The sequence below is a fragment of the Diaminobutyricimonas aerilata genome (assembly GCF_002797715.1).
GTDB classification, from domain to species: domain Bacteria; phylum Actinomycetota; class Actinomycetes; order Actinomycetales; family Microbacteriaceae; genus Diaminobutyricimonas; species Diaminobutyricimonas aerilata.
The window spans coordinates 382985-402379 of record NZ_PGFF01000001.1 but is presented as its reverse complement, the minus strand read 5'-3'; the positions used below and the strand labels follow the sequence as shown (position 1 = coordinate 402379).

The 19395-nt window shown below is 70.3% G+C and carries 20 protein-coding genes; 6 read left to right on the top strand and 14 right to left on the bottom strand.

Annotated elements, in window-relative coordinates; all coding sequences use genetic code 11:
• Nucleotides 1–112: 112 nt before the first annotated feature.
• Nucleotides 113–1339: an FAD-dependent monooxygenase gene (locus tag CLV46_RS02030; RefSeq protein WP_100363252.1), complete on the bottom strand. Its 1227-nt coding sequence runs from the start codon at nucleotides 1337–1339 to the stop codon at nucleotides 113–115.
• 38 nt (nucleotides 1340–1377) lie between these two features.
• On the bottom strand, nucleotides 1378–2376 hold the full coding sequence (locus CLV46_RS02025; RefSeq protein ID WP_211282125.1) for a quinone oxidoreductase family protein: 999 nt from the start codon (nucleotides 2374–2376) through the stop codon (nucleotides 1378–1380).
• Nucleotides 2377–2402: 26 nt separating this feature from the next.
• Between CLV46_RS02025 and CLV46_RS02020 the strand changes: the two genes are divergently transcribed.
• On the top strand, nucleotides 2403–3041 hold the full coding sequence (locus CLV46_RS02020) for a TetR/AcrR family transcriptional regulator C-terminal domain-containing protein (protein WP_100363251.1): 639 nt from the start codon (nucleotides 2403–2405) through the stop codon (nucleotides 3039–3041).
• 55 nt (nucleotides 3042–3096) lie between these two features.
• Entirely contained in the window at nucleotides 3097–4131 is a 1035-nt protein-coding gene (locus CLV46_RS02015; RefSeq protein ID WP_100363250.1) for a helix-turn-helix domain-containing protein, read from the top strand.
• Nucleotides 4132–4174: 43 nt separating this feature from the next.
• On the opposite strand, the gene CLV46_RS02010 is transcribed toward CLV46_RS02015, so the two are convergent.
• The 3 genes from CLV46_RS02010 to CLV46_RS02000 all read right to left on the bottom strand — a co-directional run bounded on the left by CLV46_RS02010 (nucleotide 4175) and on the right by CLV46_RS02000 (nucleotide 6536).
• Nucleotides 4175–4618 (bottom strand): DUF6069 family protein, encoded by a 444-nt coding sequence (locus tag CLV46_RS02010; protein ID WP_100363249.1) that lies wholly within the window; start codon nucleotides 4616–4618, stop codon nucleotides 4175–4177.
• A gap of 131 nt (nucleotides 4619–4749) precedes the next feature.
• Nucleotides 4750–5430 (bottom strand): response regulator transcription factor, encoded by a 681-nt coding sequence (locus CLV46_RS02005; protein ID WP_100363248.1) that lies wholly within the window; start codon nucleotides 5428–5430, stop codon nucleotides 4750–4752.
• Nucleotides 5427–6536, bottom strand: a complete 1110-nt coding sequence (locus tag CLV46_RS02000) for a sensor histidine kinase (RefSeq protein WP_157802194.1) — start codon at nucleotides 6534–6536, stop codon at nucleotides 5427–5429. Before CLV46_RS02000 ends, CLV46_RS02005 begins: the two co-directional genes overlap by 4 nt.
• A gap of 172 nt (nucleotides 6537–6708) precedes the next feature.
• Here CLV46_RS02000 and CLV46_RS01995 point away from each other — a divergent pair, with 172 nt between their 5' ends.
• The 4 genes from CLV46_RS01995 to CLV46_RS01980 all read left to right on the top strand — a co-directional run bounded on the left by CLV46_RS01995 (nucleotide 6709) and on the right by CLV46_RS01980 (nucleotide 10920).
• Nucleotides 6709–7473 carry an ABC transporter ATP-binding protein gene (locus tag CLV46_RS01995; protein ID WP_342746091.1) on the top strand — a complete coding sequence of 255 codons (765 nt, stop codon included), beginning with the start codon at nucleotides 6709–6711 and terminating at the stop codon, nucleotides 7471–7473.
• Nucleotides 7470–8759: an ABC transporter permease gene (locus CLV46_RS01990; protein ID WP_100363245.1), complete on the top strand. Its 1290-nt coding sequence runs from the start codon at nucleotides 7470–7472 to the stop codon at nucleotides 8757–8759. The genes CLV46_RS01995 and CLV46_RS01990 overlap by 4 nt, the downstream gene beginning before the upstream one ends.
• Nucleotides 8760–9127: 368 nt before the next feature.
• The gene (locus tag CLV46_RS01985) at nucleotides 9128–9565 is read left to right on the top strand and encodes a MarR family winged helix-turn-helix transcriptional regulator (protein ID WP_100363244.1); all 438 of its coding nucleotides are present in this window, start codon (nucleotides 9128–9130) and stop codon (nucleotides 9563–9565) included.
• Entirely contained in the window at nucleotides 9562–10920 is a 1359-nt protein-coding gene (locus tag CLV46_RS01980) for a cryptochrome/photolyase family protein (protein ID WP_100363243.1), read from the top strand. The genes CLV46_RS01985 and CLV46_RS01980 overlap by 4 nt, the downstream gene beginning before the upstream one ends.
• Before the next feature lie 6 nt (nucleotides 10921–10926).
• Here CLV46_RS01980 and aac(3) read toward each other — a convergent pair whose 3' ends face one another.
• The 9 genes from aac(3) to CLV46_RS01935 all read right to left on the bottom strand — a co-directional run bounded on the left by aac(3) (nucleotide 10927) and on the right by CLV46_RS01935 (nucleotide 19305).
• Nucleotides 10927–11742, bottom strand: coding sequence for an aminoglycoside 3-N-acetyltransferase (gene aac(3), locus CLV46_RS01975; RefSeq protein WP_100363242.1), 816 nt, complete (start codon nucleotides 11740–11742; stop codon nucleotides 10927–10929).
• 32 nt (nucleotides 11743–11774) lie between these two features.
• Nucleotides 11775–12500 (bottom strand): phosphatase PAP2 family protein, encoded by a 726-nt coding sequence (locus CLV46_RS01970; RefSeq protein WP_100363241.1) that lies wholly within the window; start codon nucleotides 12498–12500, stop codon nucleotides 11775–11777.
• A 63-nt stretch (nucleotides 12501–12563) separates the two neighbouring features.
• Nucleotides 12564–13211, bottom strand: coding sequence for a hypothetical protein (locus CLV46_RS01965; protein WP_100363240.1), 648 nt, complete (start codon nucleotides 13209–13211; stop codon nucleotides 12564–12566).
• Nucleotides 13195–13698 (bottom strand): hypothetical protein, encoded by a 504-nt coding sequence (locus CLV46_RS01960; RefSeq protein WP_157802193.1) that lies wholly within the window; start codon nucleotides 13696–13698, stop codon nucleotides 13195–13197. The genes CLV46_RS01965 and CLV46_RS01960 overlap by 17 nt, the downstream gene beginning before the upstream one ends.
• 17 nt (nucleotides 13699–13715) lie before the next feature.
• Nucleotides 13716–15482: a hypothetical protein gene (locus CLV46_RS01955; RefSeq protein WP_157802192.1), complete on the bottom strand. Its 1767-nt coding sequence runs from the start codon at nucleotides 15480–15482 to the stop codon at nucleotides 13716–13718.
• Entirely contained in the window at nucleotides 15479–15823 is a 345-nt protein-coding gene (locus CLV46_RS01950; protein ID WP_100363237.1) for a hypothetical protein, read from the bottom strand. Before CLV46_RS01950 ends, CLV46_RS01955 begins: the two co-directional genes overlap by 4 nt.
• Before the next feature lie 86 nt (nucleotides 15824–15909).
• Nucleotides 15910–16923 carry an isopenicillin N synthase family dioxygenase gene (locus CLV46_RS01945; protein WP_100365829.1) on the bottom strand — a complete coding sequence of 338 codons (1014 nt, stop codon included), beginning with the start codon at nucleotides 16921–16923 and terminating at the stop codon, nucleotides 15910–15912.
• 64 nt (nucleotides 16924–16987) lie between these two features.
• Nucleotides 16988–17617, bottom strand: coding sequence for a response regulator (locus CLV46_RS01940; RefSeq protein ID WP_100363236.1), 630 nt, complete (start codon nucleotides 17615–17617; stop codon nucleotides 16988–16990).
• Complete coding sequence (locus tag CLV46_RS01935; RefSeq protein ID WP_100363235.1) at nucleotides 17614–19305, bottom strand: sensor histidine kinase; 1692 nt, start codon at nucleotides 19303–19305, stop codon at nucleotides 17614–17616. Before CLV46_RS01935 ends, CLV46_RS01940 begins: the two co-directional genes overlap by 4 nt.
• Nucleotides 19306–19395 lie beyond the last annotated feature (90 nt).

Sequence of the window (19395 nt, the reverse complement as noted above, 5' to 3'; positions counted from 1 at the left end):
GTCATCGCGGCGGGGGGCGCGCTTGTGATCAGGCGACTGCGCTCGATCGGCTCCATCTCCGCTCATCACCGGCACGGTGCGGCAACGCACCGCCTCGCAGTCTTACTGCCGCCTACGCGTTCATGCGCGCGCTGCTGGGCGACTGTGCCGACGTGCCGGACAGCGCCGAGGACCCCGGCCCATCCACCTCCGTCGCCGGCCGACGGCCGCGGATCCTGTGGGCGAGAGCGACGAGCACCGCCCGCAGCGCCTCGGCCCGACGGCTCGACGGGACGAACATCTGCTGCTTGAGACGGGCGGTGCGCTGGTGCTGGGTGATGAACGGACGCAGCCCGGCCTCCCAGGTGCCGAGGGCGGCTTGGAGGTCGTCGGGGTGGTCCTGCAGGGTGGTGCCCAGTGCAGCGCCGCCGCGAAGTGAGGACGTGGCGCCCATACCCGAGTAGAGGTTCATGCACCACGCCGCATCGCCCACGACCACGACCCGCCCCGCGCTCCACCGGGGCATCCGCACCTGGTGCACCGAGTCGAACAGGTGGTCGGGGGCCTCTTGCAGGGAGTCCAGGACGTGGCGCACCACGGGGTCGTCCATCCCGGAGAAGATCGCGCGCAGCCGCTCGACCCGCGACCCGCTGAATTGCTCCTGAATGTCCCGGGTCCGATAGGTCAGCAGCGCGGTGGGCGCGTGGTCGGCGAGCCCGAACACCCACACCGCCCGCTTGGCGCGCGCGATGACGATGCTGTCGCTCGCGCCGTACGCGGGCACCTGCTCCTTCAGCTGGAAGGCGCAGATCATCGCGTTCCACCTGGTCACGTACTCCTCGTGCGGACCGAACACGATCCGGCGCACGCTCGAGCGCATCCCATCCGCGCCGACCACCAGGTCGAAGCTCTCGCGGGCCTGAGCACCGGTGCCAGTGTTCTGGAGCACCACCTGCACCTCGGCCGGACCCTCGGTGATCGCGATCGGGGTGGTCGCGAACCGCACCTCGATGCCCGTGATGCCCTCCCACAGCGCGGCTTCGATGTCGCCGCGCAGAGTCGCTGCCGGCTCTCCGGGCTGGTCGAGGAATCCGAGAGTCGACCGGCGCCTGCCCCGGCGATCCACCGACCACGAGTCCGCGCCCGCCGCCCGATCCGGGTTTCGGGTGTGCAGGTGGTCGGCGATCCCGAGGTCGACCGCAGCCTGCCGCCCCGCCGGGAACAACCCGACGAAGTAGCCCCCGGTGCGCCGCTCCGGCGCCCGTTCGACGATCACCGGCGTCCATCCCGCCTGACGCAGCCCGATCGCCGCGGACATCCCCGCGATCCCGAGCCCCACTACCAATGCCCTCTTCTGCATGACTCTCCCTCTCCGATCACGACCGACTGGTGAACGGCTCAGTCCGGCACCACGACGACGCGGCTGCGACCGGTGTGCGCCCACGCCTCACCGATTCGGCTCAGCGGGAACGCGGTGTAGGGCAGGTGCAGGGTTCCGTCGGCGAACCGCGCCATGACCTCGGGCGCCTCGGCGAGCATCTCCTCGTGGGACACCGACCCGACGCCGCTGCCGGTGATGCGGATCCGCCGGCTGCGCAACAGATCCGCGGGCAGCGCTGCTTTCGCCCCCGCGAGCGTGCCGATCTGCACGTAGGAGGTGTCCGCCTCGACGTCTTCGCCGCTGCGACCCAGCGCGGCGAAGGCCGCTTCGGCTACGGATCCCCACAGGTAGTCCAACACGAGACCCGGCGCGGTCTCGGACACGACATCCGCCAGAGCCCGCTCCAGACTGTCGGGGCCGTCGTGGGCCAACGACACGGTCGTCGCTCCCTCGCCACGCAGTTGCTCCAGCGTCCCCTGATCGCGCCCGGCGGCGATGACCCGCTCGGCCCCGAGCGCCAGCGCCCCCTGCACGGCGAGGCTGCCGGACGTCCCCGTGGCGCCGAGCACCAGCACGGTACCCAACGCCCCGAGTTCCCTGCGCCGAGCGGTGAGGACCATCCAGCCCGACAGGCTGGGGTTCATGCCCGCGGCGATCGCGAGGGGATCCGCCCCCGCAGGAACGTCCGCCTGGAAGGGAGCGAAGAGACGCTCGGCCATCGTCCCGAATGGCGGACGGGCGTAGCCGGTGTAGACGAGTCGCCCATCGCTGGTGCGGGCGACCGCGTCGATGCCGGGCACCAGCGGATACCTCATCTGGCCGCGGCCGTAGTGCCGCCCGGTGGCCAGCCCGCGCACGACGTTGTGGAGGCCCGCTCCGACGAGCTGCAAGGGCTCGGAACCGGGCGGCACAGTCGGCTCGGGGAAGTCGGCACAGACGGGCGACGCATCGGGGGCGGTGAAGATTGCGGCACGCATCGGACTCTCCTTAACTTTGTTCAACAATGCGGCCAGCATGCCTGAACATTGTTAAGGTGTCAACCATGACCAAGGGAATCACCCGGGAGCGGATCGTCGCGGCGGCGCTCGAACTCCTCGACGATCAGGGCATGGACGACCTCACCGTCCGCGCGATCGCTTCGCGCCTGGACGTCCGCGCCCCCGCCCTGTACTGGCACGTGCGCAACAAGCAGGAGCTGCTCGACGAGATGGCTACCGAGGTCATGCGCCGTGTGGCCGACGCGTTCGGCGCGATTCCGCCGGGCGACGGGTGGCGCGATGATCTCGCCGCCTACGCCCGGGTGCTGCGCTCGGAGTACCTGCTCCACCGCGACGGGGCCCGCATCTTCAGCGGCACTCGGATCACCGACCCGGACGTCGTGCGCATGAAGGAGCCGTTGTTCGAACGCTGGTCCGCGGCCGGCTGGACACCCGCCGACGCTGACGACGCCGTCGACGTGGTCACCGCATTCGTGGTGGGCTTCGTCATCGAGGAGCAGGAGAGGCGCCAGTCCGCCGGAACCGATCCGTCGCGCTACTCGATGCGCGAGCGCGACGCCTGGATCGGCGAAGGCGCGGCACTGGTCAAGCAGGCCGGACACCTCAGGGACGACGGCGAGCAGCGGTTCGAACGGCACCTCGGCATGGTGCTCGACGGGATCGCCGCCCGGCCGGACGCGTGACCGGCGCGGGACTCCCGCTTGCATCTCAAGTCCCTTGAGACCACAAGGTGAGAGCATGCACATCCCAGAAGACACTCTCTACTCCATCGGAGAGGTCACCCTCCGCACCGGGCTCAGCGTCAGCGCCATCCGCTACTACGCCGACGAGGGGCTCGTTCAGCCCACAGACACCACCGACGGTGGTCATCGCCTCTACGACCTGGATGCGATCGCCCGTCTGGAGTTGGTCCGCACGCTGCGCGACCTCGATACCGGCCTGGATCACGTCCGCCGCGTGCTCGCCGGCACGACCTCGCTGCGTGACGTCCTCGCCGAGCATCTCGACGTGATCGAGAAGAGGACGACGGATATGCACGCGAAGCGTGCCGTGCTCCGCGCGCTCGTGCGGCAGGAGGGGACAGCGGAGCGGGCGAACCTCCTGCGCAAGCTGGTGACGATGTCCGACGCCGAGCGTCAGCGACTGGTCGACGAGTTCCTGGACGACGTCTCCGCACGCCTTCCGAAGGAAGCGCTCGATCGGATCCCAGATGTGCGGCCGGTGCTTCCGCCGGACCCTGCCCCTGAGCAGCTCGACGCCTGGGTCACCTTGGCGGAGCTCCTGCGGGATGACCGGTTCCGAGAGGCGACACGTTCCTATCTCCACGCTACGTACGCGGAGTTCCCCGGCTCGGAGATGTCCACACCCCCGGTCCAGGAGTTCCTCCACTCCGCAGGCGGTGACCTCATGTCCAAACTGACGGCCGCTCATCAGGCCGGGTTCGCGGCGGATGACGGCCAGGTGGTGTCCCTTGCCGCAGAACTGGTCGACCAGCTCGCCCACACCTTCGGAGTCGCGGCGGACGACGATCTCCGGGAACGGCTTGCAGCCCGCTATCGCGATCTCGACACCATCACGCTCGAGGCGCTCCAGGACGCGGAGTACACCGCGACGCAGGGGCGCTACTTCGAACTGATCTCGATCATCAACGGTCAGCCGCATCCGGATGCGGCACTGCTCGACAGTGCGCGCCGAGCTCAGAGCAACGCCGACGGACCCGGATTCCGTGACCTCGGCCGATGGCTGTCCGCCGCGATCCTCGCCGCGCGGTGACACGGGTGCCTGCTCGGACGGATGCGGCGCAACCGGTTCATCGTCATGCGTCCTGATCCCGTCGACCCTCGCGATCCTTGAGGGGCATCAGGCGCCGGTAGGTGAGGACCGCGACCGTGATGGTGGTGACGTGCATGCACATGAGAACGGCGGCGTAGACCCATCCGTCACCGGTTCCCGCGGCGATGCCGATGAAGATGTCCGGCAGGAACGACACGGCGAGGAACGACGGAACCAGCCACCTCATCACGCGACTAGGACGCTTCGCGATCCGGTCGACGAGGTGCCATCCGACCGCGCCGCCGACAGCCGCGAGGACCGTCAAGCTGAGGAAGGGGATGGGCTGGAGCCCCGGGCCGCGGGCGCCGATGGAGGTTCCGGCGAGCGCCAGCAGGGCGTTGAGCGCGCTGGCGAGCACGGCCACGACGGCGATGGCCAGCGGAACGGCGACGGGCGGGCGGTCGATACGGCGCAGTGTCGTCGACATGTTCTCCTCCTGGATCGGATGCCGTCGCGCGGCGTTCTGCGGCGGTGGGTCCAGGCTCGCGGAGCGACGGGGTGCGCGCGTCCCCTCCGAGACGTATCCCGAGTACCGCGCTCGGGGTACTCCATGTCGGGTCAGCCGCCCCCGGGACGGAGCATGCCACTCTCGTAGGCCAGGATCACCAGCTGCGCCCGGTCGTGCGCCTGCAGCTTGATCATGATCCGGTTCACATGCGTCTTCGCCGTGTGAGGGGAGATGAAGAGGTCGGTCGCGATGTCGGTGTTCGAGAGCCCGCGTCCCACGAGGACGAGCACCTCACGCTCCCGATCGGTGAGCTGATCGAGCTCCGGTGGCGCGCCCGATGGTCGGTGAGCGGGCGGACTGCCCGGCGCGCGCACGTACTTCTCGATCAGCGCCCTCGTGGCACGGGGCGAGAGCAGCGATTCGCCGGCGTGCACGGCGCGGACGGCGCGCGCGATCTCCTCCGGCTCGGCGCCCTTACCGATGAAGCCGCTGGCACCTGCCCGCAACGCCGCGAGCACGTACTCGTCCTCTTCGAAGGTCGTCAGGATCAGCACGCGGGTCTGAGCGAGCTCCGGGTCACTGCAGATGGATGCGGTGGCGTCGATGCCGTCGAGCTCCGGCATCCGGATATCCATCAGCACGACGTCCGGGTGCAGGAGCGCGGTCTGCGCGATCGCAGCGGTACCGGTGTCCGCCTCACCGACGACCTCGACCCCGTCGGCCTGATCCAGGATGCCCGACACTGCCCGGCGGATGAGCGGCTGGTCGTCCGTCACGAGCACGCGGATCACCCGGGTCCCTCCTTCGTGGACGGCAGGACGGCCGCAAGCCGATAGCCGCCGGCCGTGATGCCGGATTCGATGACGCCACGGACCGACGCGACTCGTTCACGCAGGCCGAGCAGACCGTGACCGACGGTCGCACCACGGGTTTCGGCGTCCACAGCGGAGGGAACGGTGGGATTCGTGACCACCACCGCCACCTGGTCGTCGGTGACCTCGACGAGCACGTGGGCACGGTGGTCGCCGCCGTGCTTGAGCGCGTTCGTGAGCCCCTCCTGGATGACGTGGTACGCGACGAGGTCGGTGGTGCCCCCGACGCGGCCAGGGTCCCCTTCTACCCGGAGCCGCACCGCAAGGCCCGACTGGGCGAATTGCGCCACCAACTCGTCGAGTCTCCCCAGGCCCGGCGGCGGCGCCGTGATCACGGCATCGGGATCTTCGGTGCGCAGCAGTGCGAGGAGGTTGCCGATCTCACTGAGCACGGCTCGGGACGCGCTGCGGATGGCGCTCAATGCCTCTTTCGCCTTCTCTGGGGATTCCAGCGAAGACGAGGCCAACCCGGCGTTGAGGCTGATCACCGCAATCTGGTGCGCGACGGTGTCGTGAAGATCGCGCGCGATCCTCAGGCGTTCCTCCGAGACGCGACGCCTGGCCTCCGCCTCCCTGGTCTGCTCCGCGCGCTCGGCTCGCTCGGTGATCGCGACGATGTATTCACGCCGCGAACGGGTCGCGTCGCCCGCCGCCGCCGCAAGAGCGACGGCCAGCACGAACTGCACCATCCTCGGGTCGGCGGCGCTCACGACCGCGCCGATCACGCTCAGCAGGAACACCGCCGCTGCGGTGATAGCTGCGGCGATGATCGTGACGCGTCTCGTGGACCGGTTGGCGAGGCCGAATGTCGCGATCGCTATGGCCAGTACGATCCCCGGCGCGACGGTTCCGGTCGCGCTCGCGAGGCCATACAGCGCGACGCATCCCGCGAGGACAGGGATGGGCCATCGTCGGCGGACGAGGAGCAGCAGGGCCGCGACGAGAATCGCGATCAGCGCCACCGCGGAGGCGGATCGCGATTGCGGCAGAGGGCCGTGCAAGAAGAACGACGAGAAGACGAGCAAGACCCCGAGGGCATCACCTACCCACCTCAGGGCCCGTCTGACCGACGGAGACCAAGGGTCCCGCCCGTCCACGGTCGCGTCCACGTGTCCAGTGTGGAGCAGCCCGGGGCAGCCCGCATCATCCCAGCGGGCCAGGCGACGTACCGCGTCGGCGGTATCGAAGTGCCCGCAGGTGGGCGACGCGCCGCGAAGCCGACGTCGCGACGCTGGAAGCTCACCCCGATACCTGAGGAGTCCCATGAACACCCCGATCATGTCGGTCGACGACCTGCACAAGTCATACGGGCGCGGCCAGAACCGGTTCGATGCCCTCCGAGGCGTGAGTTTCGGCGTGCACGAAGGCGAGAGCATCGCGATCGTCGGCAAGAGCGGATCCGGCAAGTCCACCCTCATGCATCTCATGGCGCTGCTCGACGCGCCCTCATCGGGCGGGATCGTGTTGGAAGGTGTCGACACCGGCACCCTTCGGGGAAGCCGTCTCAACCGCACGAGGAATCGGACGTTCGGCTTCGTGTTCCAGCAGTTCTTCCTCACCGGGAACACGACCGTGCTCGACAATGTCGTGCTGCCGATGAAGATCGCGGGTATCGGACGGGCGGAGCGGCGCCGCCGCGGTCTCGCCGCGTTGGAGCAGCTCGAGATGGAGGGCAAGGCCAGAAGCAAGGCCGCAGACCTCTCCGGCGGACAGAAGCAGCGGGTGGTGATCGCCCGCGCCCTGGTGAACAACCCGCGCATCCTCTTCGCCGACGAACCGACGGGAAACCTCGACAGCCAGACCGGCGCGGTTGTCGAGGACATCTTGTTCACTCTCAACCGAGAGCACGGCATCACCTTGATCGTGGTGACCCACGACGAGGATCTCGCTGCCCGGTGCGACCGCCGCATCTTCCTCAGGGACGGTCTCGTGGTCGAGGACAGCGCGGCGGTGGCCGCATGAACGCCCCGGACCTCGTCCGCTCGGCCGTCGCGAACACGTTCCGGTCCAAGACGCGGACGACTCTGACGGTGCTGGCCATCTTCGTCGGGGCGTTCACCCTGACGCTCACCAGCGGTCTGGGCACGGGGATCAACGCGTACATCGACGACACCGTGACCGCCGTGGGGGCGCCGGATGTCATGAGCGTGACCAAGAACTCCGATTCGGCGGAGGACTCAGGTCCCGCGGAATACGACCCGGACGCCATCGCGAGTGGCGGCTTCGATGGCGCCACCGTCTCGGCCCTGGGACCGGCCGATCTCGACACCCTCGAGAACGTGGACGGGGTCCTCGACGTGCAGGCCACCAAGTCGATCTCGGCGGACTACATCCGCGCCGGCGACGGAGACCGGTTCGTGCTGAGCATCGGCTCACTCGTGGAGGGTCAGTCCGTTCAGCTCGCCGCGGGGGAGGAACTCGACGATACCTCCGGCGAACTGCAGGCACTGATCCCCGTCTCGTATGTCGAGCCGCTGGGCTTCGACACCGATGAGGCCGCCGTCGGGCAGACGGTCTCGATCGCGGTGACCGCCGCAGACCGTTCCCAGCACGTGATCGACGCCACAGTGATCGGCGTGGCCGAGGAGGCACTGGCTTCTCCTGCCGGCGCCGCGGTGACGACGAACGATGCCCTCACCGACGCGCTGTTCGCGGCGCAGAGCACCGGGCTGTCCAGCGACGAGACCGAGCGGTACGGTCAGGCGAGCATCTGGTTCAGTCCCGACGCCACGGCGGATGAGATCACCGCCCTGCAGGATCGCCTCTCCGACGCCGGCTTCACAGGCACCACCGTCGCCGATCAGCTCGGCGCCATCACCGCAGTCATCGACGGCATCGTCCTCGTGCTCAACGCCTTCGCGATCATCGCCCTGCTTGCGGCGGGATTCGGGATCGTCAACACCCTCTTCATGTCGGTGCAGGAGCGCACCCGCGAGATCGGGCTCATGAAGGCCATGGGGATGGGCAGTGGCCGGATCTTCTCGCTGTTCAGCCTGGAGGCCGCCTTCATCGGGCTTCTCGGCAGTGCTCTCGGCGTGGTCATCGCGATCCTCGTGGGCGGCGTGGTCAGCGCTGCGCTCTCGGGTGGGCTTCTCACGAGCCTGCCTGGCCTCACCCTGATCGCCTTCGATCCTGTCTCGGTCGCCTCGATCATCCTGGTGGTCATGGGGATCGCATTCCTCGCCGGAGCGCTGCCGGCAGCCCGTGCGGCACGCGCCGACCCGGTGACGTCTCTCCGATACGAGTGAGCGCCGACGAGGAGCCCGACGTCCGCGACGGGGAGCGAGCCGGCTTGAGCGAACTCGCAGGAAAATAACGAACGGATAACTAGACACCGTTACCTCCTCGTTATACATTTCAAGAGCGTTAGTTGTTTGCTGTGGCAGCTACCGCGGAATGTGATTGCAGGACACTCTTGGTGCAAGGGAGAGGGCCGGTCGCTTGCCTCTGCGACCGGCCCTCAATCACGTCCGGAGCGGGTTCGCCGCCGAGCCGGGCACGACGTTCACGCACGGGCCCTTCGGCGGGCGCAGGGAGCGGCGGGAGGCGGCGACCCGCGCTCTGCTCCCAGCAGAAGCCCCGACGCGCTGTCGGCGGCGCTGCCTAGAGTGGTGGGGTGAGCGAGAAGGCGGTCGCGGTCGACGCGTGGGAGGCACTGTTCCGCGCGCAAGTGACGGTGCTGCGCGAGCTGCAGGAGTCCTTCCCCACCGGCGAGCTGTCGCTCACCGAATACGACGTGCTGTTCAACCTCTCGCGCCAGCCCGATCGACGGTTGCGCATCCGCGACCTGCACAAGCACCTGCTGCTCACGCAGCCGAGTGTGAGCCGCATGGTCGACCGCCTCGTCGTGCGCGGACTCGTCACGAAGTCGAGCGATCCGGATGACGGCCGCGGCACCATCGTGGAGATCAGCCAGCCGGGCTACGAGCTGTTCCGCCGCGTCGCCATCCAGCACGCGGACGCGATCGCCCGCCGCGTCGGCGGCACCCTCACCCTCGACGAACTGCGCACCCTCACGGAGCTCTGCACGAAACTGCGCCTGGGTCGCGCGTGACCTCCCCCACGGTCGTCTGGCTGCGTGACGACCTGCGGGTCGACGACAACCCCGCGCTCGCCGCCGCGGCCGCGCGCGGTGGCGCGATCGTCGTGCTGTACCTGCTCGACGAGGCGAGTCCCGAATCCCGGCCGCTCGGCGGCGCGAGCCGCTGGTGGCTGCACGGCAGCCTCGGCGCGCTCGCGGATGCGGTGGCGGAGCGGGGCGGACGGCTGACGCTGCGACGCGGCGCCGCCGAGACGGTGGTGCCGCGCCTCGTCGGCGAGGCCGGTGCCGGTGCCGTGTACTGGAACCGCCGCTACGGAGCGTCGCGAGAGGTGGATGCGCGGCTCAAGCAGCGTTTGCGCGACGACGACGTTGAGGTGCGCAGCTTCGCCGCCAACCTGCTGCACGAACCGTGGACGGTGCAGACCGAGCAGGGGGCGCCCTACCGCGTGTTCACGCCCTTCTGGCGCGCAGCGCAGGAGCGTCCCGTGCGTGCCCTCGCGCCCGCGCCGGACTCGATGCACGCGGTCGAGGTCGAGAGCGACGACCTCGCCGAGTGGACTCTGCTCCCCACCGCTCCGGATTGGGCGGGCGGACTCCGCGAGACGTGGACGCCCGGCGAGGCGGCCGCCCGCGACTCTCTCGATGACTTCGTCGCCGACACCCTCGGCGACTACCACGAGCGGGACCGGCCCGAGCTCACCGTCACCTCCCGGCTCAGCCCGCGGCTGCGGTTCGGCGAGGTGTCACCGGTGCAGGTCTGGCACCGCCTGAACGGCGAACTGGATGACGCCGGCCGCCGCAACGCGGGCAAGTTCCTCAGCGAGCTCGGCTGGCGCGAGTTCAACACGAGCATCCTGTTCTCCACCCCCGACCTCGCCACCCGCAACTACCGGTCGTCGTTCGACGCCTTCGAGTGGGCGGATCCCGACCCGGCCGAACTCGACGCCTGGCGTCACGGACGCACCGGCATCCCCCTCGTCGACGCGGGCATGCGCGAACTGTGGCACACCGGGTACATGCACAACCGGGTGCGGATGGTGACGGCGAGCTTCCTCGTGAAGAACCTGCTCACCGACTGGCGCGTGGGCGAACAATGGTTCTGGGACACCCTCGTCGACTCCGACGAGGCCAACAACGCCGCCAACTGGCAGTGGGTCGCGGGTTCCGGCGCCGACGCCGCCCCGTTCTTCCGCGTGTTCAACCCCGAGCTGCAGCGCACGAAGTTCGACCCGCACGGGCGCTACGTGCGGCGGTGGGTGCCCGAGTACGGCACCCCGGAGTACCCCGAGCCGATCGTCGACCTGGGTGAGACCCGGCGGCGTGCCCTCGCCGCCTACGAGCGGATGCGCCGCACCTCCCCCGCCTGATCGCGGTCAGTGGCGAGGCGCGCGCGCCTCGATCCACTCCACCGCGAACGGCACGATGCCGGCCGCGTCGACGAGCACCGACTCGGCGCGACCGACCCTGCCGCTGCGACCGGCGCCCGTCGCGAGGTAGTCCTCGACGATCCGCGCGAAGAAGTCATCGGGGAACGCGTCGACGACGGGGGCGTCCGTGTCGAACTCCTCGGCCCAGCGCCACTCCACCCCCGACGGCGTGACCATCGGGTACTCGATGCGGATGCGCCTCTTGCCCGGCACGTCGGCGAGCGCCTCGGCGTGGTGCAGCAGCGTCATCGTGTCGAGGGGCGCACCGATCATCGCGACCCGCCCGCCCGCGTCGACGAGACGCGCGAACGGCGAGTCTGCACCGTAGCCATCGACGAGGTTGTGGTCGGCGGTGAACTCCCCCGCCCGCGCGCCGAGGGCGGCGACCGAGGCTCCCGGGTTGCCGCTGCGCACGACCCCGGGGCGGGTGCCGATGGTCGAGGCGAGGATGCCGTGCGCCCGGGCCGCTCGTGCTGTCGCCGGGTCGAACGGCGGCACGTGGGCGCGCAGGTCCTCGAGCACGCGGCCGTCCGCGTCCCAGACGTCCACCCCGAGTTCCCAGTCCTGGTAGCCGAGCACCGTGCCGCCGGGTCCGACGACCTCGAGCAGGGCGTCGACGAGGGCGTCCGGGCCGCCGACGACCGGGCCGACGCGGCTGAGCGCGCCGTGCACCATGACGGCGTCGTCCGGCTCCAGGCCGAGGCGGCGCAGGTCGTCCGCGAGACTCGCGCGCGTGGACGGCGGCGGTGTCGATCCGGTCACCCTCCGACGCTAACCCGAGGGCGCGGCGCGCGTCACCTGCCGACCGGCTGCTCCGGGGTCGGGGGCGCGGCGATGTGCCGTCGCCGGAGTGTCTCGCGATGAAGTTTGTGTGCGAACGGCGCCCAGACGATGAGCGCCACGGCCGCTCCGAGCACGAGCCCGCCGACCGTGTCGGTGAGCCAGTGGGCACCGAGGTAGTTGCGGCTCAGCAGCATGCCGATGACCCACAGCACCCCGAGCATCCACACCCACCAGCGACGCAGGATGATGCCGAGCACGACGGCGAGGGTCGCCGCGTTCGCGGTGTGCCCGCTCGGGAAGGAGCCGAAGTCGGCGGCGACGAGGATCTCCTCCGGCCGCGGGCGGTCGACGAGGTTCTTGATCAGCTGCACGAGTCCCGCACTGAGCACCGCGGCGACGAGGAAGTACAGTGCACCCCAGCGGCGCTTCACGAGCACGAGCACCACGATGAGGAGGATCGGAACGACGATCACCCCGACGATGCCGCCGCCGAGTTCGTCGAAGCCGATCGCGACCGTCTCGAAGAACGGGTTGCGCACCTCGAGCAGCTCCTCCATCCACTCCTGGTCGACCTCATACGGCACGACGTCGTACTGCCGCAGGGCGATGAGCGCTCCGCCGATCACCACGAGGCCGAGCGCGACGAGGCCGCTGACGAGCGGCCACAGCCGCTGCACGCGCGCGGCGCCGGCGTCCTGGCTGCGGAGGTCGTTACGGGTGGCGGCTGAGTCGGGCATCCGGGAATGCTAACCAGCGTCGGCCGCCCTCGCGGCGCGGTCCGGCGTGGTCACGGCGGTCGCTCAGCCGCGAGCCTCCGCCCGCGCGGGCTGCCACGTCGCTGCGCGCAGCACCGCGTCGAACAGACGCAGCAGGGACGCCTGAAGGTCGACGAACGGGCTCGAGAAGCGCACGAGGGCCAGCCGCTTCGTGCCGGGCACGGTGATCCAGTAGTCGATGACGAGTACATCGAGGGGATCGTCCCCGTCCGGTTGCACGGCTCGGATGCGGTGGGTGCGCAGTACCTGCGACGATCCGGCGCCGAATCGGTGCGGCGCCGTGCCCTCACCGAGCCCGGAGCGCTCGAGGCTCTCGGCGAACACGTCCATCACAACCCTCGCATCCGTGCCGACCGCGGGGCTCACCGACAGGTCGGGGAGGTGCACGGAGCAGGTCGCGCTGAGCGGCACGCGCGGCACAAGCTCGACCGCGACGCTGAGCGATGACGCGCCACCGTCCGACGCCGTGCGGAGCGCATCACCGAGTTGGGCGGCGAGCTGCCGGCGCAACGTCGCGAACCGGTCGGCACGACCGACGTGGTCGTCGATGATGCGGCGGATCGCGGCATCACCGGCCACGGGGTCGTGGAGCGGGAAGTCCCACCACCGGCCGGGGAGGTTCAGCAGCAGCCGCGGCAGCGCGGCGGCCGCGACCTCAGGAGCGCGGTCCATACCGTTCCGCGAGGGTGCCGGCGTCGACGGAGATCCGGCCGCTGCGTCCGCTCACCAGCAGATCGAGTTCGAGGCCCGCGTCGGTCAGGTCGACGACGGTGTTGTCGCGCCATTCGAACTCGCTGCCCTCGACCGGTTCGCCCTCGAAGAAGAACAGGGTGACTCCGGCGTCGGGCTCCGGGGGACTACTGTGCCAGGCCGCGTCGAGCGCGGCATCGACGGCCGGAGCGAGCGGAGCGGCGTCGCCCGTCTCGACGTAGACCGCGACGGTGAGCGAAGTGGCGGTGGGGAGGCCGGGCGACTGGGTGCGTACCGCGACCGTGCGCACATCGAACCCTGTCTGCTCGACGGCGTCCGTCACCGCGTCACTCACGGCGGAGAGGTCCGCGGGGCCCGGGGCCGCGCATCCTGCCGCGACGGCGACCAGGGTGAGGGCAGCCGCGCCGAACGCAAGACGTCGGACGGCTGCGGCACCGGGGCTCGTCACGCCGCCAACCCTACCCGTCACCACGCGGGCACCGGATTCGGAAGGCCGAACGGCAGGGGCAGCGGCGGCGGGAACGGCTCGCCCGCCCGCGTTCCGGGCTGCTCGGTGGCGACGAACTCCTGCTCCGATTCGTTCTCGCTGAAGTACTTGTCCTCCGCTGCGTGCAGGCTCGCCTGCTGGTCGGGTGTCAGACCCGAGGGGTCGTCGAGGCGGTCGTGGGCGGTCTGCGCGTACGACGTCGAGTTGTGCGAGAGCACATTGCCGTTCGGGTTCTCGGCGACGATGTGGATGTGGTTGGGGCCCTGGGGCGGGTCGTTCCGGCCGGTGAGCAGGTCGTCGATCGGGGCGACGGGATCGGGCACGTATCCGATGAGGCCGCCGTCGTCGGTGCCGGTGTGCTGCTGCTGGATGACGAGCACGTCGGAGGGGATGTCGTACAGATGCGGGGCGGCACCGGAGACGAAGATCGTGTCGACGTTGTAGGGGAAGGTCTCGTCGGCCGCGAGCTTGCCGGCCATGATGCCGCCGAGGCTCCAGCCGCTCAGCATCACGGAGGATCCCTCCGGCACACCGGCCTGTTCCATCGCCTCGCGCACGGCCTTCTCGTAGGCGGTCTGGATCTCCGGGTAGAGGGCGAGGATGACGTCGGTGCCGGCGTCGTTGAGGGCACCCTGGTCGTAGTTGCCGATCCCCCAGTCGATCGTGCTCGGCAGCAGCACTCGGTAGACGGGCTTGCCGTTCTCGTCGAGCACGGGGTCGCCGTTCTCGTCGAGGATCTGCGTCACCGTGATGTGCGTCTCGGTCTCGCCGCCGTCGTTGTCGAGTTCGCCGTTGTCGAGCACGAGGCTCGACCACTCGGTGCCGGGAGTGCGGGACCGGTGCCGTCCGGCCGGTCCGTCGAGCGGCGTCACCGTCGGGTCGGGAGCGTTCGCCTCGCGCAGCGCCAGCCAGGCGAACAGCAGAGTTCCGAGTCCCACCAGCGCGAGCGCGAGGCCGGTGCGCAGCAGCTGCTCGATCGTGAGCCCGAGCTGCAGCAGCCCCTCGATGCCGAGCAGCACGAGCCCGGTGAGGAACGCTCCGAGCGCGGTGAACGCGTCGACGATGGCGTCGCCGATCGCGAGGAGCACGTCGAGTACGCCGCGGAAGAAGCCCTCGATCCAGTCGCCGATGAGGTCGAGGAGGTTGCCGAGGCCGTCGAAGAACGAGCCGAGGTGGTCGACGAGCCGGTCGCGGTAATGGTCGGCGGCGAGCCGGATGCGGCGGGCCGCGGCTTCGGCGGCGTCGTTCTTGCGGTCCACGGCCGAGCGGTACAAAGCGAGCGCGTCGGCGAGGTCCTCCCGGGCGGCGTCGAGGCGGGTGGTCAGGCCGCGCAATTCCTCGGCGGCATCGCCTGCGCCGTCGAGGTCGAGCGTGAGGGCCTCGCCGGCCACCTCGAGCCCTTGCGTGACCACCTGGCTGCCGAGCGAGGCGACCCGACCCTGGGCCTCGTCCGCCTGCGCGATCGCGCGTTCGGCGGTCTCCTGGGCGTCCTGCAGTTCGCGCGCGTATCCCGAGAGCGCGTCGGCGGTCTCGGTGAAACGTGGCGTCACCTCGCGCAGTTCGACAGCGACGGCGGTCGAGTCCCCGCGCAGGGCGTCCGTCGCCTTCGAGGTGAAGCGTCCCGGCTCGGCCAGCCGGTCGAGCCAGCGCGCCGCGTCCTCGATCGCCTGGGCGATGTCGTCGGCGGCGTCGGCAGAGTCCTGTACGACCTCGGGTTCCCCGCTGAGCGGCGTCAGCATGGTCACGACAGCACCGCCGCCGGGTTCGGGTGCACCGTGGCCGAGGGCGTCACCGCGAACTGCGGCACGGCCTCGTCGAGGGCGGCTCCCGCGGTGCGGTCGAGGTCGCGGAACGACTCGACGATCGCCTGTACGGTGTCGCCCAGCAGCGAGACCGCCTCCAGCAGATCGTCGCGGCGGATGTCCCAGTTGGTCACGTACTCGTGCAGAGCCCGGGCGAGCTCCGGGTGCGCCGCCGCGTCCGCGGCGTCACGCCCGAACCGCTCGTTGCCTCGGAGCCCGTCGGCGACCGTGACGAGCTCACCGCGCAGGTCGTCCAGTGCATCCAGATCCAGCTCGACGTCCACCCCGTGCTCCCCTCGAACCTCTCGAGGTCCACGCTAGGGCGACGCATGCCTCCTGCCCATGGGGAGCACTCCCCTCGTCCGTGCGCTCAGCGGCGGGCGAGCAGATCGGTGTGGTGCACCTCGGCGACGTTGGGGTGGGCGCGCAGGCGGTAGCGCAGCGCGTTGTCGCCGTAGGTCTCGAGGATGGGGTTGTCGTCGGGGTCGGCGGAGACCCCGCGCACCTCGGCGGCGAGGTCCGCGGGCAGGTCGAGCTGCGGCATCCGGGCGTCGAGCGCCGGGTTGAAGAAGAACGGGATCGAGATGCGGTCGTCGCCCGCGGCCGGCGAGACGACCCGATGCAGCGTGGCCTTGAGATACCCGCCGGTCGCGAGTTCGAGCATCTCGCCGATGTTGACGACGAATGCGTCGGGCACGGCCGGCGCGTCGATCCACTCGCCCTCGTGCTCGACCTGCAGACCGCCCTTGCCGCGCTCGACGAGCAGCAGCGTCAGCACGCCGCCGTCGCGGTGCGCCCCCACGCCCTGCGCCTTCGGACCCTCCTCGCGGCCCGGGTAGCGCACGATCTTGAGCATCGGGAAGGGGTGGTCGGCGAACGCCTCGTCGAAAGCATCCCGGGGGGATCCGAGCGACTCGGCCCAACTGCGCATGAGCTCGAGCGACACCCGCTTGAGCTCGGCCATCCAGCGCTCGACGAGCGGACGCAGCTCCGGCAGCGCATCCGGCCACAGGTTGGGTCCCTCGAGTCGCTGGTAGTCGGGCACGCCGTCGCCCGCGGCGACCGTCTCACGCTCCTCGCCGACGTCGATCTGCTCGCGCCAGTCGACCTTCCCGCGGGTGAGCTCACCGCCGACGCGCGTGTAGCCGCGGAACTGCGGGCTGAGCACGTTCTCGATCGCGAGCTTGTCGGCCTCCGGCAGCTCGAAGAAGCGGCGGGATGCGGCGAGCAGGTCCGCGGTGAGCTGCGGGTCGACCCCGTGGCCGGTCAGATAGAAGAAGCCGACCTCGTGGGTCACGCGGCGCAGGTCGCGGCGGAAGGCGTCCGCTTCGGCGCCGCCGGCGCGCAGTCGGGAGAAGTCGAGAGTAGGGAGTGAGTCGAGCACGCGACGATGCTCGCAGAGCACCCGGCGGTCCGCGCGATTGTTACGCCGCCCGCATGACGCCGTATTACGGCTGCTTGCGCAGGTCCGCGCCGTACACTGCGGCCTGGGTGCGGCGCTCCATTCCGAGCTTCGCGAGCAGCCCGGAGACGTAGTTCTTGACGGTCTTCTCGGCGATGCCGAGCTGTTCGCCGATCTGACGGTTGGTGTGTCCGTCGGCGATGAGGCCCAGCACCTGCCGCTCGCGCAGCGACAGTTCGGGCGCCGCCGGCAGGTTCGGTCGGCGCAGCCCCTCGCTCACCCGGGCCGAGACCGCCGCGGGCAGCAGGTTCTCGCCGCGAGCGACGCGGCGGATGCCCTCGATCAGGCTGCCGCTGCGCACGTCCTTGATGAGGTAGCCGCTCGCGCCGGCCATGACCGCGGCATAGCTCGCTTCGTCGTCGTCGTACGCGGTGAGGATGACGCACCGGGTCTCCGGATACGACGAACGCACCTGGCGACACAGCTCGATGCCGCTGCCGTCCGGCAGGCGCACGTCGAGCACCGCCACATCGGGATTCGTCGCGGCGATGCGGGCGAGGGCGTCGCGCACCGTGCCGGCCTCACCGACGACCTCGAAGTCCTCTTCCGCGTCGACGAGCTGGGCGATGCCCCGGCGCACGATCTCGTGATCGTCGGCGAGGAAGACCCGGATCACGCGTACTCTCCGAGCGGGACGCGCCACTCGACGTGCGTGCCGCCGCCATCACGCGGCGCGATCGCGTAGGTGCCACCGCGCTGACGGGCGCGGTCGTCGAGGTTCGCGAGGCCGCTGCGCCGGTCACTGTCCCCCGGCCCACGGCCGTCGTCATCGATATTCACCGTGAGCCATCCGTCCGCCACACTGACCTCCACCGAACTCGCGTTCGCCTGCGCGTGGCGGGCGATGTTCGACAGCGACTCCCGCACCACGGCGAGCACGTCGTCGCTGACCTCAGCATCGACCATGACGTCGATGGGACCGTGGAACGACAGGCGCGGAGTGGAGTCCAGGGTCGGCGTGTGCTCGAAGATGACGTCGAGCAGGCGGTGGCGGAGTGTGCCCGCGTTGCCGCCGGTGTCGGAGTTCAGTGCGAAGACGGCGGTGCGGATCTGCCGGATGACCGCGTCGATCGAGTCGACCTGCTCGTCGAGCTGCGGCCGCATCTGGTCCGGCACGGCCGAGGCGAGGGCGCCGAGCGAGAGTCCCGTGGCGAACAGCCGCTGGATGACGTGGTCGTGCAGGTCGCGGGCGATGCGCGCCCGGTCTTCCGCGAGTTCCAATCGGCGCCGGTCGATGCGTCCGCGGGCGACCTCGAGCGCGACACTCGCCTGCACCGCGAACTCGTGCGCCATCTCGAGTTCGGTGTCCGACAAGCCCGGCCCGCCGACGGGGCGCGTGATGGTCAGCACGCCGAGTCGCGTGTCGGATGCGGTGAGCGGCACCGCGTAGGTGGGGCCGAAGGCGGGCTGCCAGTCGGCGATCGCGCCGCTCTCTGCACCATCGGTGTAGGCGGCCGCTCCGCTCTCGAGGGCGCGCCCGACGAGCGATCCCTCGGCCGGATAGACGTTGCCCACGATGGTCTCCGCGCCGTCGCCGCGCGCGACGCGGATCCGCAGCTCCGACCCGTCACCGACCGACTCGACGATGCACACGAGCCGCGCATCGACGAGCGAGGCGACGCTGTCGGCGATGACGTCGAGCCCGTCGGTGCCGGTGTCGTTCGCGAGGAGCGCCGCCGTCGTCTCGGCGATCGCCGCGGTCCAGCGTTCGCGCCGACGCGCCTCCTCGAAGAGGTTCGCGTTCTCGATGGCGATGGAGGCCGTGGCGACGAGCGCCCCGGCGAGTTCCTCGTCCTCCTCCGTGAAGCGTTGTCCCGAGTGAGCGGTGAGGAACAGCTGCCCGAACTGCTCGCCGCGCACCCGGATGGGCACGGCGAGGAAGGCGATGTCGCGCAGCTCGTCAGGCAGATCGCTGTCGGGGAGGTAGTCCGCGAGTCGCTCGACCCGCATCGGGCCCGCGGTCACCACGGAGCCCGCCATGCCGTCACCGAGAAGCGTGCGACCCCACGCATGGGCGCCCCGGTCGTCCATCTCGACGAAGCGCTGCAGTCGCGCATCCGCGCCGATCACCGCGACGGCGCCGTATTCCGCGTCGACGAGGCGCGCGGCAGCTTCGACGAGTCGTCGCAGCACGCCCTCGAGCTCGAGATCATCGACGACGGTGCGCGTCGCCTGCAGGAGCGAGCGCAACCGGCCCTGGGTGCGCAGCACCGCTTGTGCGCGGTCGACGAGCTCCTCGATCGTGCGTTCGAGCTGCGATCGGGGCGCGTCGGGGAAGACGATCGGCGCCGGCTCCTCCGTCATGTCACCCCTTTCGGTCCGCGTCGGATACTACCTTCGCGGGACCTTGGTCCCGTTCGCAAGCCGGATGCTCTCGGCAGCCTTGAGGCGGAG